Source organism: uncultured Sphingomonas sp. (assembly GCF_946477935.1).
In the GTDB taxonomy this organism is placed as follows: Bacteria; Pseudomonadota; Alphaproteobacteria; order Sphingomonadales; family Sphingomonadaceae; genus Sphingomonas.
On record NZ_CAMLAC010000001.1, the window covers coordinates 62784 to 79847 of the forward strand.

Here is a 17064-nt window from a genome sequence, read left to right on the forward strand (position 1 = left end):
CGAGCCGACATGCGTAACGAAACCACGGACGATGCCGCGAACAACGGGAGAGAGCTTGATGCGATCGTGGCTGGCGCGGTGGTGGTGCTGGATCAGGTCACGTCCCTCGAGCCCTATCTCCCCGATCTTGCCCCCGACGATCGCGAACGCGTCGACGCCTATGTCGGCCGCGCCTCGGCCGACGCGACACTGCGCGCGTACAAGTCCGACTGGCGGCTCTTCTGCGCGTGGTGCGGCGAGGCGGGCTACCGGCCGCTCCCCGCGACACCGACGACCGTTGCCGCGTTCCTGACGCTGCTCGCTGAAACCGGCTTCGCGCCGCGCGAGCCGCAGCGCACCAAACGCGGGCGGATCATGCCCCGCCAGGAGCCGCGCCCGCTCGGCAAGGCGACGATCGGGCGGCGCCTCGCCGCGATCGTGTTCGCGCATCGCGCGGCCGACATGGAGCCACCCACCACCCAGCCCGATGCCGCCCGGCTTCAAAAGGCGATGCGCGCGATCCGCAAGGACAAGAAGGACGAGTTGCCCGCCAAGAAGCGCGCGGCCGATGGCGACGTGCTGCGCGACATGCTCCGCAGCGTCACCGGCGAGGACCTGCGCGCCTATCGCGACCGCGCGCTGCTCGCGATCGGGATGGCAGGCGCGTTCCGGCGCTCGGAGCTGGTGGCGATCACGGTCGGCCGCGTCACCGAAGACAGCCGCGGATTGCTGGTGCGGATCGGGTCGTCGAAAACTGATCAAGAGGGCAAGGGCCATACCGTCGCCATCCCCGACGGACGAAGGCTGGAACCGGTGCGCCACTATCGCGCGTGGCTGGAGAAAGCCGGAGTCAGCGAGGGGCCTGTCTTCCGCAAGCTGACGCCGCAGGGCCGCCTCACCGAAAAAGCGATGAGCGCCCAGGGCGTCGCGCTGGTAGTGAAGGCCGCCGCAATCGCCGCCGGCTACCCGCCCGAACTGTTCTCAGGTCACAGTCTGCGCGCCGGCTTCCTGACCGAGGCAGGCCGGCAGAATGCCAACCTGTTCAAGATGAAGGAGCATAGCCGCCACAGCTCCTTGGAGATGGTCGCTGAGTATGTCCGCGACCACGAACGCTTCCGAGAGCATGCGGGAGAAGGCTTCCTTTAGCGAGTCGATGGCGACTCGACTCGCTGCTCCTAAGTTGTTGAAACTCGGCGCTTTGGCTGCGGCGCTACCCGTCGGATGAACAGTCATTCCGGGGCGAGCGTTGAATGTACCAGCCGTAAGGCGAAGCACCTCCAACGAACGCGAGGCCTCACTTGGTCACTCCGCCATCTCCGCCCACTCCCACCCCCGCACCTGTGCCCACACCGTCGCCTGCGCCTACTCCAACACCTCCCATCACGGCGTCACCGGTCGGCTTTCGAGTTCTCGCCAGCAATTTGCTCGGGAAGGTGACAGCTTTATCGGCCCTATTTGACCTGAGCCCTTCAGATTGGTCCATTCTTTGTGAGAAATTCCCGGTTAGGTTTGGCAGGTACTGGACGAGGGAATCCGCCCATGAAGAAGTCGAGGTTCAGCGAGCAGCAGATAGCGTTCATCCTGAAGCAGGCCGAGGATGGAACGACCGTGGAGGAGGTATGCCGAAAGGCCGGCATATCGATCCAGACCTACTACCGATGGCGTAGCAAATACGGAGGGCTGATGCCGTCGGAGATGAAGCGCCTGAAGGTGCTGGAGGAGGAGAACGTCCGGCTGAAGCGGCTGGTGGCGAACCTCAGCCTTGATAAGGAAATGCTGCAGGACGTCATCCGCCGAAAAATGTAGGGCCTGGTCGAGCCCGGGAGATCGTCGGCTATTTGCAGGCGAGCTACCAGGTCAGCGAACGGCGAGCCTGCAGCGCGTTTCCGATCAATCGATCGACCCAGCGCTATCAGTCGCGCCGCCTCGATCAGGCCGGCCTCAAGATGCGGATCAAGGAGTTGGCTGCGACCCGTGTTCGCTATGGGTACCGACGCATCCATGTGCTGCTCCGACGGGAGGGTTGGGAGATCAACCACAAGCGCACTCATCGGCTGTATCGCGAGCTCGGGCTGCAGCTGCGCAACAAGACGCCCAAGCGCAAGGTGAAGGCGAAGCTGCGCGATGACCGGACGCCGGCGACGGCACCCAACGAGTGCTGGTCGATGGATTTCCTGTCGGACCAGCTGTTCGACGGTCGCAAGATCCGGGTGCTCTCGATCGTCGACAACTTCACCCGTGTGTCGCCAGCGCTCGACGTACGGACGAGCTACCGCGGCTCTGACGTGGTCGAGACGCTCGAGCGCATTGCCGTGGTACACGGTCGTCCCAAGCGTATTCGTCTGGATAATGGCCCGGAATTCATCTCGAAGGATCTCGACCTGTGGGCTTACCAGCATGATGTGGTGCTGGACTTCAGCAGGCCTGGGAAGCCGACCGACAATGCGTTTGCGGAGGCGTTCAACGGCCGGGTGCGGGCCGAATGCCTCAACGCATACTGGTTCTTGAGCTTGGACGACGCACGAGTAAAATGTGAGGCGTGGCGGCGTGATTACAACGAGCACCGTCCGCATAGCTCCCTCGGCAACCAGACCCCGATGGAGCGCGCTTTTTCCTCAGGGCAGGCATGCCTGCCCTGAGGAAAAGAGAACCGGTTTTCTCATAAAGACCGGACCAAAGACGGGGTGAGGCTCACCTCGATCCAGACTGTCATAGTCGATGGACCACTCAGAAGGGGGCAGCTCAAAACTCGGGGAGCGATTTCTTCCATCACAAAGCCCTCGCGCGGACACTATCGGCTAGGAAACAGGGCAGATTCTCGTAAACTCAATCATCGCAGAGCAACGATATTGTCCTGCGGCCAGTAAATTCATCATGCCTTGCTGAGCATTTTCTCGGCGCTCGTTTTCACAAAATCCGAAATCTGTCCTGACATCATTTTGAGGAACAGCGGTACGCTGACGTCGCCGCGAATCTCGCTATCCTCAATGTCGAGTTGCACCGGGATATTCTGCCCCATCGCCCCGATGACCAAGTGTAGTGCGTAGTCCGATACCCACTCGGAACTGAGCGAACCGCCTCCCGGGATATGCGCTGCCAGCTTGGGCAGGCCGGCCTCGATCCTGCTCTTCGCTTCGATTTTACCAAGGCTGTGCGGGATAACGACTTCCATATCTTCTTTCCTGTTCAGGCCGCCCGATCGACGAGCAGCAAGGTCGATGTCGCGGAGGCATAGAGTTTGCCGGCCATGTCGATCAGACGCGCCTCGGTATGCGCCACCCTCTTGCCCATCGACACCACCTGGCCGATTGCACGGACCATCCCGACCCTGTCGGTCAAGGGCGCATGATAGGCGACCTTGAGTTCGAGCGTGACGCAGTTGATGGGCACTTGGGCCGCGGAGTTCGCCGCGATGCCGCAGGCCGAATCCAGCAGCGTCGCGGCATAGCCACCATGGGCGATGCCCATGAAATTGTAGGTCTGCGAGGTGGGCGTCGCGACAAAGACGACCTTCCCCTCCTCCGCCTCAAGCAGATCGATGTCGAACAGGTCCATCATGGGCGGCCGGGTGCCGGCCGCCATGAACTGTTCGATCTCTTCCAGACCGGTCATCGCTTACCTCAAAGCTTTTCGGTCAGTTCAGGAACGATCTTGAAGAGGTCGCCGACCAGGCCGATATCGGCGACCTGGAAGATGGGCGCGTCCTCATCCTTGTTGATCGCGATGATGGTCTTGCTATCCTTCATGCCAGCAAGGTGCTGAATCGCACCCGATATGCCGACGGCGACATAGACTTTCGGCGCCACGATCTTGCCGGTCTGGCCGACCTGAAAATCGTTGGGCGCATAGCCAGCATCGACCGCTGCGCGGCTTGCGCCCACACCCGCGCCCAGCTTGTCGGCCAGCGGATCGATCACGCCATGAAACTGCCCGGCCGAGCCCAGCGCTCGCCCGCCCGAGACGATGATTTTGGCCGAGGTGAGTTCCGGGCGCTCGGACTGGGCGATCTCGGCACCCACGAAGCTGGAAAGTCCCGCATCCGTGCCCGTCGCAGCCTCGATACTGGCCGAGCCACCCTCGCGGGCCGCCTTCTCGAAGGCTGTGCCACGCACCGTGATAACCTTCTTTGCATCAGACGACTGGACCGTCGCGATCGCATTTCCCGCGTAGATGGGACGCGTGAACGTGTCAGCGCTTTCCACCGACAGGATGTCGCTGACCTGCATCACATCAAGCAAGGCCGCCACGCGCGGCGCGATGTTCTTGCCATTCGAAGTGGAAGGCGCCACGAACGCGTCATAGCCGCGCATCAGGTCCGCGACGGCCGGCGCGACATTCTCGGGCAAAGCGTGTTTGAACGCCGCATCGTCGAACGTTACGACTTTGGCGACACCCGCGACCTTCGCAGCAGCCTCGGCCACGCCGCCGATGCCCGCACCGGCAACCAGCAGATGGACCTCACCAAGTTTGGCAGCGGCGGTGACGGCCGATAGCGTCGCATCCTTGACCGACGCATTGTCATGTTCAACCCAGACGAGCGTATTCATAACTTATTCTCCGAGAAATCCGCCCCCGCTTCATCTCTGTGCGCACAGGATGAAGCGGGGTGCGCCGTCACTTGCATGGGAGAGGTTCGGCAAGTTCGGCGCGTTTGAAAGTTTATCAAATCGCCATTTCCTTGAGCCTGGCGACCAATTCATCGACGTCGGCCACCTTGATGCCCGCCGAGCGCTTGGGGGGTTCGGTCACCTTGAGCGTCTTGAGGCGCGAGGCGATCTCAACACCGAGATCGGCCGGCGTCTTCGTCGCCAGCGGCTTGGATTTGGCCTTCATGATATTGGGCAGGCTCGCATAGCGCGGTTCGTTGAGACGCAGATCGGTCGTCACGATCGCCGGCAGTTTGAGGCTTACGGTCTCCAGACCGCCATCCACCTCACGGGTCACCGCGACAGTCTCGCCCGATACTTCGACCTTGCTGGCGAATGTGCCCTGCCCCCAACCGAGAAGGGCTGCCAGCATCTGGCCGGTCTGATTGGCATCATCGTCGATGGCCTGCTTGCCGAGGATCACCAGGCCTGGAGCCTCCTCGGTGGCGATGGCCTTCAGGATCTTGGCGACGGCGAGCGGCTCGACCTCATCGTCAGTCTGGACGAGGATCGCGCGGTCGGCCCCCATGGCGAGCGCGGTGCGCAGCGTTTCCTGCGCCTTGGCGACGCCGATCGACACCACCACGATTTCGGTCGCGACTCCCTTTTCCTTGAGGCGGATAGCCTCTTCGACGGCGATCTCGTCGAACGGGTTCATCGACATCTTCACGTTCGCCAAATCGACGCCCGTCCCATCCGCCTTCACGCGCGGTTTCACATTATAATCGATAACCCGCTTGACGGGCACAAGCACCTTCATGGATCAATCCTACTCTGATTGTAATGCCGCCTGATATTCGGCAATGAGTCTCTCACAGATGGATCGGGCCGGTTGGACGGCAGTGGTAGCGCCGACACCGTGGCCTGCCGACCAGATCGTCTTCCAGGCCTTGGCCTCCTCCGAAACCGAAAGCGCGCCATGTGGCTCAGGGAGAGTCGCGGCTTCCAGCGAGGGCCGGAGAAAATTGGCCCCGACGCCGGTGACCCGGTCCGTATAGACGATATCCGCTGGTCCGGCCCCGATCACCATGTCTTTCTGTGCCGGCGAGGCGAGACTCTCTTCCGACGCGATGAAGTGGGATCCGATATAGGCAAGATCGGCCCCCATCATCTGCGCGGCCGCGATCTGGTGGCCGCGCGTGATGGCGCCGGAAAGCGCCAGCGGCCCCTGGAAGAAGCGCCGTATCTCGTCAACCAGTGCGAACGGGCTCATCGTGCCGGCATGTCCCCCCGCGCCGGCAGCGACCGCGATCAGACCGTCGACGCCAGCTTCGAGCGCCTTTTCCGCATGACGCACGTTCGTCACGTCGTGAAAGACCAGCCCGCCATAGCCCTGAACCACCTGGACAAGATCCGCGATGGCGCCGAGCGAGGTGATGACCAATGGCACATGGTGCCGAACGATCAGTTCCAGATCGGCGTCGAGCCTCGGATTGCTCTTATGGACGATGAGGTTGACGCCGAAGGGCGCCGCTCCCGGCATGGGAGCCAGCCGCTCCTCGATTTCATCCAGCCATTCACCGAAACCTTGACTGGTGCGCTGGTTGAGCGCCGGGAAAGTACCAAGCAGTCCCGCCTCGCAGCAACTGACGACAAGGTCCGGTCCCGACACAAGGAACATCGGCGCAACGATGGCTGGAATGGCCAGCCGCTTTTCGAGGCTTGCCGGAAGCGTCAAAACACATCGTCTTCCAGCGCCATCAGCGACTTCTTGCCCGCCTTGATCGCCAGGAAGCTGGCGGTCGCCTGAGGCAGGATACGCTCGAAGAAGAACGTCGCCGTCTTGATCTTGGCATCGTAGAAGCGCTTGTCCTCGCTGCCGAAGAAGAGCTGCAAGCCTGCGATCTTGGTCGCCTTGGCAAAGCAATAGCCCATGGCCACCAGGCCCATCAGACGCAGATAGTCCGCCGACGCCGCGCCCGCCTCTTCGGGATCCTTGAGCGCCCGCTGCGCGACCGTGGCCGTCGAAAGCTGCAGCGCCCCGAACGCCTTGGCGAGCGCCTCGATCATCGGCTTCATCGGTCCGTCGACGTTGTTTTCCTCGATGAAAGCCGACACCGGATGGAAGAAGCTGCGCAGATAGCGGCCCATATGGGCGCTGAGCTTGCGGCCGACGAGATCGAGCGCCTGAACGCCGTTCGTCCCCTCATAGATCATGGTGATCCGGGCATCGCGGGCATATTGCTCGACGCCGCTTTCGCGGATGTAGCCGTGGCCACCATAGCATTGGACCGCAAGGTTCGCGCTGTCGAACGCAAGGTCGGTGAAGAGCGCTTTGACGACGGGGGTCATGAGCGCAATGAAGTCACTCGCACGCTGGCGCACTTCGGGTTCGGGAGAATGTTTTTCCGCGTCCAGGGCGCGCGAGACCCAGGCCGAGAGCGCCCGGCATCCCTCATTATAAGCCCGCATCGTCATCAACATGCGGCGAACATCGGGGTGAACGATGATCGGATCGGCTGCCTGATCGGGATATTTGGGTCCCGAGAGCGCCCGACCCTGAATACGATCTTTCGCATACCAGGCCGCCGCCTGATACGCCGCCTCGCCCACACCCAGGCCCTGGATGCCGACGGAGACACGCTCCGTGTTCATCATCGTGAACATGGCGGCCATGCCCTTGCCAGGCTCACCGACGATCCAGCCGATCGAATCATCGAAGTTCATCTGGCACGTCGCCGACGCCTTGAGACCCATCTTGTGCTCGATCGCGGCGCAGGCGACGCCGTTCGATTGACCGGGAGTACCGTCCTCCCTGGGCAGATATTTGGGGACGAGAAACAAGCTGATGCCCTTCACGCCCTTGGGGGCGTCGGGCAGGCGGGCGAGCACGAGATGGATGATATTCTCGGTCAGGTCATGCTCACCGGCGGAGATGAAGATCTTGGAGCCGGTGACCTTGTAGCTGCCATCGCCCTGCGGGACCGCCCGGCTGCGCAGGAGCCCGAGATCGGTACCGCAATGAGGCTCGGTCAGGCACATCGTGCCGGACCACTGGCCGCTCACCATCTTGGGCAGGTAGGCCTGCTTGAGCGCGTCACTGCCATGGCCCTCGATCGCAGTGGTGGCACCATGGGTGAGGCCCGGGTAGAGGCCGAAGGAGAGGTTGGACGAGCAGATCATCTCCTCGACCAGCTTGTTGACCGCTTCCGGCAGCCCCTGCCCACCCCATTCCGGATCGGATGCGAGCGCGGTCCAGCCACCTTCGGCGAACTGCTTATAGGCTTCGGGGAACCCCGCCGGCGTCCGCACGACGCCGTTTTCCAGATGACACCCCTCCTCGTCGCCCGACCGGTTGATCGGCAACAGGACGTCGCGACAGAAGCGCGCCGCCTCCTCGAGGATCGCATCGGTGAGATCCGGTGTGAACTCCGACAGCGCGGGAATATCCCCGAAGCCGTCATCGGCATGGAGTTCGTTGAGCACGAAGCGCATGTCGCGCAACGGGGCGTCATAGACTTGCATATTTATATCTCCTGACCGGTCGGCCATCCGGCCGCCGGCCGCCAATCAGTTACGCAGCGGCTTGCCGGTGACGAGCATCTGCTCGACGCGCGCCTGGGTCCGCGGGTCGCGCACCAGTTGCATGAAGGCCTTGCGCTCGAGCGCCAGCAGATCCTCTTCGGTCACGATGTCGATGAGATCCTTCTCGCCGCCCGTCAGGACGTCGGCGAGCGCGCCGGATACGACACCATCGTAAGATGTGGCGAGGCCACGGGCCTGGAAGCCTTCGACAGCCATCGAAAGAGCGGACTTGCCTCCCGCGCCAGGCAAGCGGAATTCCGGAGCCACAGGCGGTTTGTAACCGTCGGCCAGTTCCAGTGCCTTCGCCTTGGCGTCCGCCAGCAGACGGTCCCGGTTCATCGTAATGCCGTCCGAGGGACGCAGGAAGCCATGCTCCTTCGCCTCGGCGGCCGACTTTGCCACAGTGGCTGTCGATACCGTCTCGAAGACCTTGGCTACGGCCGGCATCGGCCCCTTGGGCATGCCGGGACTGGAGCGCCAGCGATCGATCATTTCACCGCATCCGCCCCAGCCAGGGATCAGACCCACGCCGCACTCGACCAGACCCACATAGCTTTCGGCATGGGCCTGCACGGCATCACTGTTGAGCAGGATCTCGCAACCGCCGCCCAATGCCATGCCGGCCGGAGCGCTCACGACCGGGAACAGCGCATATTTGAGCGCCTTGTAGGCCTGCTGCCCGCCCGCGACGAGCTTTTCGATCTCGCCCCATGCCGCGATGTTCAGTGCGAACAGAGCAAGACCGAGATTGGCGCCGGCGGAGAAATTGCTGCCCTCATTATAGACGACGAGCGCCTTGAACTTGTCCTGCACGACCGGGATCGCCTGACCGATCAGCTTCATCACATCGCCGTCGAGCGCGTTCATCTTGCCGGTGAACTCAAGGCAGGCAACGCCGTCGCCGACATCCCAGAGTGCCGCCGAACCATTTTTGAGGATCGGCTGGCTATGGAGCTTGATGTCTTCCAGCAGCAGCACGCCCTCGGGCCGCACGACATCATGATAGTCGCCGGCGGCATCGAGATATTGCCGACGGCCGTCCTGCACCCGGTAGAAAGGCCGATCTCCGGCTACCTTGAGGATCGCGGGAACATCCCGCCCCTCGGCGGCCAGCCGTTCGGCGAGCTTGCCCGGCCCGAGGCGATCGATCAGTTCGAACGGCCCGAACTTCCAGTTGTAGCCGAGCTTCATCGCGTCATCGATGCCGACGATGTTGTCCGCAGCTTCACCGACCAGACTCGCGGCATAGGAAAGAACCTTGCCGAGAATTTCCCAGGCATAGGCGCCGACCTTGCCGGGCGCAGCAACCAATGCTGCCAGGTCCTTCTCGGCCCGGCCCGGCAAGGAAGCCGGCTTCACCGATACGCGATATTCGCCGGTCGCGAGATCGAGCGCTTTCTTGGTCTTCGTCGCCTTGTCGAACGCGTAGAAACCGCCCTTGCCCTTCCGCCCGGTAAAGCCTTCCGCGATCATCCTGTCGACGAGCGGCATCGGCCTCACCGTGTCGAAATAGGCGTCACCTGCCGGCAGCGTCGAGGACAGGCTCTTCGTGAGCAGCGGCATGAGGTCGACGCCAACGAGATCGACAAGGCCGAAAATGCCGGTCTTGGGCACGCCCATCGGCTTTCCGCCGATCTGGTCGGCTTCCTCCACCGTCAGCCCCTGGTCCATCGCGGCATTGATCGCGACGGCCAGCCAGTAGGTACCGATGCGATTGGCGATGAAGCCCGGCGTGTCCCGCGCCGGCACGATGCGCTTGCCGAGCTTTCGATCGACGAAATCCGAGACGCGCCTCGCCACAGCCGTATCAGTGTCGGGGCCGGTCACGATTTCGATGAGCCGCATGTAGCGCGGCGGATTGAAGAAATGGGTGATCAGGAAGTCCTGTTTGAACTGATCGTCCCGCCCCTCGACCAGATGGCCAAGCGGAATCGTCGAGGTATTGGACGATACCGCCGTGCCCGGACGCTTGAGCTGCTCGAGCTTGGCGTAGAGCGCCTGCTTGATGTCGAGCCGTTCGACGATCGCCTCGACGATCCAGTCGCATTCGGCCACCCGCTCGAGATGGTCGTCGATATTGCCCGTTTCAACGAGCTTCGCCGCAGCCTTCGACATGAAGGGCGCCGGATCGGTCTTCAGCATCTTCGCGACCGCACCCTTCGCCACGGCGTCACGATCGCCGCCCTCCTTGGGCACGATATCGAGCAGCAGCACCGGCACGCCGGCATTGGCGACCTGCGCTGCGATGCCGGCGCCCATGACGCCTGCGCCGATCACGCAGACCTTTTTGATGGTTTCCGGCGGGGCGCCGACTGGCTTGATGGCCTGCTCGCTCATTCCGCCGCCTCCAGCACGGTGGCGATGCCCTGACCGCCGCCGATGCACTGGGTGGCAAGCGCATAGCTGCCGCCTTCGCGCTTCAGCAGAGCCGCGGCCTTGCCCACGATCCGCGCACCGGTCGCCCCCAGAGGGTGGCCTATCGCGATGGCGCCGCCGTCCAGATTGACCTTCGACTGGTCAAGCCCCAGGTCGCTGATGCAGGCCAGTGACTGGCTCGCAAAGGCTTCGTTGAGCTCGACAACGTCAAGCTGGTCCACACTGAGCCCCGCCCGCTGCAGCGCCTTGCGCGAGGCCTCGACCGGTCCGATGCCCATGATCTCCGGCTGGCAGCCAGAGACAGCAACCGACTTGATGCGGGCAAGGATCGGCAGTCCATGCGCGCGCGCATAATCCTCGCTCGTGACCAGGATTGCGCTTGCGCCATCGGTCAGCGGCGAGGACGTTCCCGCCGTTACCGTGCCGTCCTGGCTGAAGGCCGGCTTCAGCCCGGCGAGGGTTTCCGTCGTCGTGCCGGCACGCGGCGTGCCATCCTTGTCGACCACGCCCGCCTTGGTCGTGATCGGCACGATCTCGGCCTCGAGCTTGCCGGCCGCGATAGCCGCGGCCGCCTTGTCCTGACTGGCGACCGCAAAGGCTTCCTGCTGGGCACGGGTGATCTGATATTTGGTCGCGACATTCTCCGCCGTGTCGCCCATGCCCATATAGGCGGCGCTCTTCTTCGCGAGCTCGGGGTTCGGCAGCGGATTGAACCCCATCATCGGCACGCGGCTCATCGACTCCACGCCCGCGCAGATGAAGGCCTCGCCGGCGCCAAGCTGAATCTGGCCCGCAGCGATGTGGACCGAGCTCATCGACGATCCGCAGAAGCGATTAACGGTCATGCCGCCGACAGAGAGCGGCAGGTCGGCGAGAAGACCGATAAGGCGCGCGATGTTGAAGCCCTGCTCGCCTTCAGGAAAAGCGCAGCCCAGCACGATATCCTCGATATCTTCGGCCTTCACGCCGGTCTGCTGAATAAGTCCGCGAATGACCTGAGCGGCCAGATCGTCAGGGCGGACGCGCGCCAGCGCGCCCTTGCCTGCCAGGTGAAAGGGGGACCGGGCATAGCCCGCAACAACTACATTACGCATCGATGATAGCCTCTCCAGGGAATCGGACATCTGATTACCTAATGGTGCGTGAAATGACGTTTACGTCAACTAAAATCTTTGGCACTCTTCTCACGCCGTCGAGGGAATCGTCATGCACCGGTTCCCGGGAGGCTTGATATCGGAGGTCTTGGCCGAGGAACGTACGGATGCTCGCCAGTGAAAAACCGCGCACTCTCATCCCGGCGATGATGCTCGCGCCCGTCTTATCGACGGCTGCGCCTCTCCCCAAGCGCCACTGCACCTGTTTTCGAAGGCGCACACATGCGATTTTCTGAGCATCCCCTCCGGCGTCAGATCGTCGGCGAAATGCATCTGCGCCGTTTTCCTGCACTCGAATTGCCCGCCATGGCATTTCAGACGGTTCGCCTGGTCGATGAGAATGACCGGGAGAAGGAATGGCTGATCCTGGAGCAGCGATGTGCCTCTGGACTCGATCGCAACCTGCGCCACCTGGAAACGGAGTGGTCCGCCAACGGGCGGCTGGCCTGGGAAAGGCACAGTGAAGCGGTCACCACGACGCTAACGTCAACCTCGGTCAGCGCGGACGCGCAGTTCTGGTCTGCTCCCGACGTCGGCCCCTTCAGTGATACCTTGCAGTGGATGGAAACGCTGCCGGGCCTGGTCATCCGCGCAACCCACATCGTCGTTGTGGCGAACGATCGCTACGCCGAGCCGGTTGTCGATCGGGCCGACTTCCATCCGGGCCATCTCGTCTCCTGCATCATCGGGGATAGCGTCCGGATTTGGAGCGACTTTCGCATTCACGCCGGCGGCTACGGGCGCCTGGTCGTTGCCGCGAACGGGGCGGCTGACGGCGAAGTGTCGCGTTCCATCCAGCGCATTCAGGAACTGGGCAATTATCGCAATCTTTCCTTGCTTGAAGGCACGCACAGATCAATAGCTTGACGGCGTCACACACGAACACGCCCGAACCCTGACGACGGGGCCAGCAGCGCCTGACCCCTCCAATTCGCACACAACCTAATAGGCATTTTGATGACGCATTGAGCTATTGACTTACCTATACGTCATCGAGATGGTTATGGGACGCTGATTTGCCGCATATTGGCTCCAGACGTGAAACAGACGGTCGCCTGAAGGCGCGCGGAGAGGAACAATGTCGATCATTCTGACACTACTGGCTTCGAGCACTGCATTGCCCGCCGACACCGTTGTCGGTCGCTGGCAAACCGAGAGCCGTCATGGCGTCGTGGAAATCACCCGCTGCGGGCAATCGATCTGCGGTGCCTTGATCAGTTCCGACGGGATCAAAGCCAACCCCGAACTACGTGACGAAAAGAACAAGACCGCTGCGTTGCGCGGTCGTAAGCTTCGTGGATTGCAGATTCTGCAGGGTTTTACGTGGAAGTCGGGCAGTTGGTCGGGTGGTTCCATCTACAACGCTGAGGATGGCGGTACATACAGCGCGACGGTCACGTTAGCCGATCGGGATCATTTGCGCCTCAAGGGCTGCATCGTCTGGCCCCTGTGCAAGACGCAGACATGGACGCGCCTCCGATAAGCACGAGGAATTTGACAATCACGAAAGGGGAGATGGGCGTGGCAGGCAAAAATTGGAAAGTTGGGATCGCAACATCGGCCGTGGCGGCTGGATTGCTCGCGCCGCAAGCCGCGAGCGCGCAGGCCTTTTACCTTCAGGAACAATCGTCCAGAGGTGCCGGACGAGCCTTTTCGGGCGAGGTCGCCGACCAGGGCGTACAGTCCCTCTGGTGGAATCCGGCTGCGATCGCAGGCATGGAAGGAGTCGATGCCCACCAGGCCGTAAGCGTAATCCTTCCCAAAGGGTCGGTTGACAATGTCAACACGCTCATTGTCCGTCCCGGGCAGTCGGCTGCGGCTGTAGGCGGGAGCCAACGCTCTCGTGATCCGATCAATAATGGCGTACTACCCTCCGGCGCGATAGCCGTCGGCCTGACATCACGGCTCGCTTTGGGGCTGACCGTCGCCTCCCCTTATAGCTTCACAACCAATTATGATGCCGACAGCTGGGCACGGTATAGCGCCGACAAGACCAAGCTGCGAACATACGACATCCAGCCATCGATCGCCTACCTCGTTACGCCAAATCTCAGCATCGGCGCCGCGCTTAATATCGAATATGCCGACGCATCATTGTCCAACTATCTGCCGAACCTATCGCCTCTTCTCGCCGACGGCCACCAGGAGCTGAAAGGCAATGGTTGGGATCTTGGCTGGTCGGCCGGGCTGCAATATCGCGCCGGCCCCATGCAACTGGGCGCCAGCTACAAGTCGAGCGTGAAGCATAATCTCGACGGTTCGGTGACGACGACCGGTCTTCTTGGTCCGCTCGCCGGGCAAAACAGCGTAGTGAATGCAAACGCCACGTTCGAGACCCCCTGGCAGGCGATCTTCGGAGCGCGCGTGGCGGTGTCGCCCAAGGTCACCCTCAACGGTCAGGTGACCCGCATGGGTTGGTCGAAATTCGACGCTATCCGGCTCGGCGCGCCGCTCAACGTTTCAATCCCGGAAAATTACCGGGACACTTGGAGCTTCGCAGGCGGCATCGATTACGCGGTCACACCAGCCTGGACCGTTCGTGCCGGCGTTCAACACGCCCAGACCCCGACGCGCAACGGCAATCGGGACGCTCGAGTGCCTGACAGCAACCGTTGGAATTTCGCTGCCGGCACAAGCTATGCCGTGTCTTCCCGGTTCACGCTCGATGCGGGCGCAGCGTATATTACGTTCAAGGATACGACTATTGATCGCACGACAGCGGCCTATGCCAGCACGGCCGTGCAGACGCCGATCCTGATGGACGGCAAGCTCGAGGACGCGCACGCCGTCGTGCTGTCGCTCGGCGGACGTTTCCACTTCTGATGCTGGAGATCGCCATGCCCCAGCCCGCCATCAGCGCCTTCCCGTCGATACCGGAACCGGCAATTCCGCCACGGCTCCTGACCGACCTCCTCGACAATGCGTTGAACCTTTATCCCGAACGCGTCGCCATCGACTTTCTCGGGCGAACCTGGACTTATGCGCAAGTGGGGCAACTCGTTCGCCGTGCAGCACGTGGATTGCAGGATCAGGGGCTGCGCAAGGGCGATCGGTTCGGCCTGTGCCTGCCGAACTGCCCCTATTTCGCGATATTGTACTTCGCGGCGCTGCGCGTGGGTGCGATCGTGGTCAACTTCAACCCGCTCTACACGGAGCGCGAACTGGAGCATCAGATCCGGGACTCGGGAACGCGCATGATGGCGGTACCGGACGTCCGGATAATCCACGAGAAAGTGCAAGCCGTCGCGCCACGTGCCGGGCTGGACAAGATCGTGTTGTGCGGCATGAGGGATATGCTGCCCTGGCTGCAAGGCCTGGGCTTTGCGCTATTCAAGCGAAAAGACCACGCGCGGATACTCGACGAAGGCCTTCATGTCCGGCTCAAGGCGCTTCTCGCCCATGATGCCGAACCTGACGCGGTAGAACGTCACCCTGATGATGTCGCGGTCCTTCAATATACCGGAGGCACAACCGGCGTGCCCAAAGGCGCAATGCTGACCCACGCCAACCTCACGGCGAACAGCGCCCAGATGGTGGTGCATGTGGGAGGACTTCGCCCGCAGCAGGAGAGAACTCTCGGCGTCCTGCCCATGTTTCACGTCTTCGCACTCACGACGGTGCTCAACTTCTCAGTCGAAATCGGCGCCGAAATCGTCCTGCTGCCACGGTTTGAGATGAAGCAGGTTCTCAACACGATGAAGCGCAAGCCGCCGACACAGTTCTTCGGCGTGCCTACGATCTATGTTGCCCTGAACGCGCTTCCGGACGACGAGATACCCGATCTCTCGGCCGTGCGCGCCTGTATATCCGGCGGCGCACCGCTCCCGCTCGAGGTACGCGAGGAGTTCGAGGCACGCACGCGTGCCAGGGTCGTGGAAGGATATGGGCTCTCCGAAACCGCCCCGATCATCGCCTGCAACCCGTTGTTTGGGACGGTGAAGGACAATAGCTGCGGCCCAAGTTTCCCCGGCACCATCATCGAGATCCGAGATCCGGAGAATCCCTCGCGGGTTCTTCCCCAGGGAGAACGCGGAGAAGTGTGCGCCCGCGGCCCTCAGGTGATGAAGGGCTATTGGCAGCGCCCTGCAGAAACCAGTGCTGTCTTCGTCGATGGCGCGCTACGAACCGGCGATATCGGCTATTTTGATGAGGATGGCTATCTCTTCCTCGTCGACCGCATCAAGGACATCATCTTCTGTGGCGGATATAATGTATATCCCCGGATCATCGAGGATGCGGCCTACCAGCACCCGGCGGTAAAGGAGGCGATCGCAATCGCGATTCCTGACGCCTACAGAGGTCAATCTCCCAAGTTGTTCATCGCGCTGCACGAGGGATCGAACCTGACCGTCGATGAACTCAAGGTCTTTTTGCAGGATCGCCTCAGCAAGATCGAGATGCCCAAGGCCTTCGCATTCCGGGACAGCCTGCCCAAGACGTTGATCGGCAAACTTTCGAAGAAGGATTTGATCGAGGAGGAGAACAAAAAGCTCGCCTGAGCCTCTATCCCCTGTCAAGCTACGAGGCTTATGCGCTTGAGTGGTAGGGTAGCCGTGATTGGAGGACAGGGAGTGGATGGCATGGGGAACTCGCTCCACCTCGCCGAGGACGATGAAACGCTTAAGGACGCGGATCGCGACAACCCCACGCACAAGGGGAGAACCCGCGCAAAGGATGCGAATTTACAAGTGTACGGCATCCAGGATGTCGCTCAGGAACTCGGACTGACACTTCGCACGCTACGCTTCTACGAAAAGGAGGGGCTTATCGCCCCTCAACGGGTAGGCAGTACCCGGGCATATTCCAGGCGTGAGATCGGACGCATACAGCTGATTTTGCGCGGCAAACGCCTTGGCTTCTCCATCAAGGAAATCAAGGAGTTTCTCGATCTCTACGATGCCGATCCCGAGCATAAGGAGCAAATGGAGCGATTGATTGCCCGCATCCGGGAAAGGTTGGTCGACTTGAAGACGCAGCGCTCTGCGCTCGACCTGACAATCGACGAGCTTACAACCATCGAAGTGGAAGCGATGGCAAAGTTGCAGCGATAATTTGGTCATCCCATTCTCTAACCGAGCGGTAACGCTTGATCGCGGCGCCCCCGATCCAATCAAGCCGTCAAGCGACGAGCGCCGCGCCGATCGCTAAGGCCGCCCCAGAACCGCGCCATGATCATCCAGGCGATGCCCGACGCGGTCATCGCCCCGCCGACCTGCCATGGCTCGAGGCCAAGCACGCGCGCGATGGGGCCCGCGAGCGCCACGAACGACATCATCGCCATCGAGCAGACGAAGGTCTCGAACATCAGTGGCTTCATGCTGAAAGCGCCTGATCCTCGCGGGCGGGAGCTGTTGATAGAGATCGAGCACGAGATCCTCGGCCCC

16 protein-coding genes are annotated in these 17064 nt (G+C 62.0%); 8 read left to right on the forward strand and 8 right to left on the reverse strand.

What is annotated here, in order from left to right:
• Positions 1 to 9 precede the first annotated feature (9 nt).
• Complete coding sequence (locus Q0U08_RS00330) at positions 10 to 1125, forward strand: site-specific integrase (RefSeq protein ID WP_298089060.1); 1116 nt, start codon at positions 10 to 12, stop codon at positions 1123 to 1125.
• A 393-nt stretch (positions 1126 to 1518) separates the two neighbouring features.
• Positions 1519 to 2618, forward strand: a protein-coding gene (locus Q0U08_RS00335; protein ID WP_279333791.1) for an IS3 family transposase whose coding sequence is annotated in 2 segments (ribosomal slippage) — positions 1519 to 1780 and positions 1780 to 2618 — 1101 coding nt in all. Because the reading frame shifts where the segments join, the coding sequence is not laid out codon by codon here.
• 233 nt (positions 2619 to 2851) lie between these two features.
• Here the strand turns inward: Q0U08_RS00335 and Q0U08_RS00340 are convergent.
• From Q0U08_RS00340 to Q0U08_RS00375, 8 genes are all read right to left on the reverse strand, one after another.
• The gene (locus Q0U08_RS00340; protein ID WP_004206980.1) at positions 2852 to 3151 is read right to left on the reverse strand and encodes a polyhydroxyalkanoic acid system family protein; all 300 of its coding nucleotides are present in this window, start codon (positions 3149 to 3151) and stop codon (positions 2852 to 2854) included.
• A gap of 14 nt (positions 3152 to 3165) precedes the next feature.
• Entirely contained in the window at positions 3166 to 3591 is a 426-nt protein-coding gene (locus Q0U08_RS00345) for a PaaI family thioesterase (protein ID WP_004206979.1), read from the reverse strand.
• An 8-nt stretch (positions 3592 to 3599) separates the two neighbouring features.
• On the reverse strand, positions 3600 to 4526 hold the full coding sequence (locus Q0U08_RS00350) for an electron transfer flavoprotein subunit alpha/FixB family protein (protein ID WP_298089061.1): 927 nt from the start codon (positions 4524 to 4526) through the stop codon (positions 3600 to 3602).
• Between the two features lie 115 nt (positions 4527 to 4641).
• The gene (locus Q0U08_RS00355; protein WP_004206977.1) at positions 4642 to 5385 is read right to left on the reverse strand and encodes an electron transfer flavoprotein subunit beta/FixA family protein; all 744 of its coding nucleotides are present in this window, start codon (positions 5383 to 5385) and stop codon (positions 4642 to 4644) included.
• A gap of 9 nt (positions 5386 to 5394) precedes the next feature.
• Positions 5395 to 6303: a nitronate monooxygenase family protein gene (locus Q0U08_RS00360; RefSeq protein ID WP_017503706.1), complete on the reverse strand. Its 909-nt coding sequence runs from the start codon at positions 6301 to 6303 to the stop codon at positions 5395 to 5397.
• The gene (locus tag Q0U08_RS00365) at positions 6300 to 8090 is read right to left on the reverse strand and encodes an acyl-CoA dehydrogenase C-terminal domain-containing protein (protein WP_298089062.1); all 1791 of its coding nucleotides are present in this window, start codon (positions 8088 to 8090) and stop codon (positions 6300 to 6302) included. Before Q0U08_RS00365 ends, Q0U08_RS00360 begins: the two co-directional genes overlap by 4 nt.
• Before the next feature lie 45 nt (positions 8091 to 8135).
• On the reverse strand, positions 8136 to 10487 hold the full coding sequence (locus tag Q0U08_RS00370) for a 3-hydroxyacyl-CoA dehydrogenase/enoyl-CoA hydratase family protein (protein WP_004206971.1): 2352 nt from the start codon (positions 10485 to 10487) through the stop codon (positions 8136 to 8138).
• Entirely contained in the window at positions 10484 to 11620 is a 1137-nt protein-coding gene (locus Q0U08_RS00375) for a thiolase family protein (RefSeq protein WP_004206969.1), read from the reverse strand. The genes Q0U08_RS00370 and Q0U08_RS00375 overlap by 4 nt, the downstream gene beginning before the upstream one ends.
• A gap of 282 nt (positions 11621 to 11902) precedes the next feature.
• Between Q0U08_RS00375 and Q0U08_RS00380 the strand changes: the two genes are divergently transcribed.
• From Q0U08_RS00380 to Q0U08_RS00405, 6 genes are all read left to right on the forward strand, one after another.
• A complete protein-coding gene (locus Q0U08_RS00380; RefSeq protein WP_298089063.1) occupies positions 11903 to 12547 on the forward strand; it encodes a DUF3422 family protein in 645 nt (214 codons plus the stop codon).
• A 211-nt stretch (positions 12548 to 12758) separates the two neighbouring features.
• Positions 12759 to 13163 carry a DUF2147 domain-containing protein gene (locus Q0U08_RS00385; protein WP_036526775.1) on the forward strand — a complete coding sequence of 135 codons (405 nt, stop codon included), beginning with the start codon at positions 12759 to 12761 and terminating at the stop codon, positions 13161 to 13163.
• 32 nt (positions 13164 to 13195) lie between these two features.
• Positions 13196 to 14503 (forward strand): porin, encoded by a 1308-nt coding sequence (locus tag Q0U08_RS00390; protein WP_298089064.1) that lies wholly within the window; start codon positions 13196 to 13198, stop codon positions 14501 to 14503.
• A 14-nt stretch (positions 14504 to 14517) separates the two neighbouring features.
• Positions 14518 to 16179, forward strand: a complete 1662-nt coding sequence (locus tag Q0U08_RS00395) for a long-chain fatty acid--CoA ligase (protein ID WP_051035833.1) — start codon at positions 14518 to 14520, stop codon at positions 16177 to 16179.
• 81 nt (positions 16180 to 16260) lie between these two features.
• Positions 16261 to 16731 carry a MerR family DNA-binding transcriptional regulator gene (locus Q0U08_RS00400; RefSeq protein WP_298089065.1) on the forward strand — a complete coding sequence of 157 codons (471 nt, stop codon included), beginning with the start codon at positions 16261 to 16263 and terminating at the stop codon, positions 16729 to 16731.
• A 117-nt stretch (positions 16732 to 16848) separates the two neighbouring features.
• The coding region (locus tag Q0U08_RS00405) for a hypothetical protein (RefSeq protein WP_298089066.1) at positions 16849 to 17064 on the forward strand (216 nt) is incomplete at its 3' end.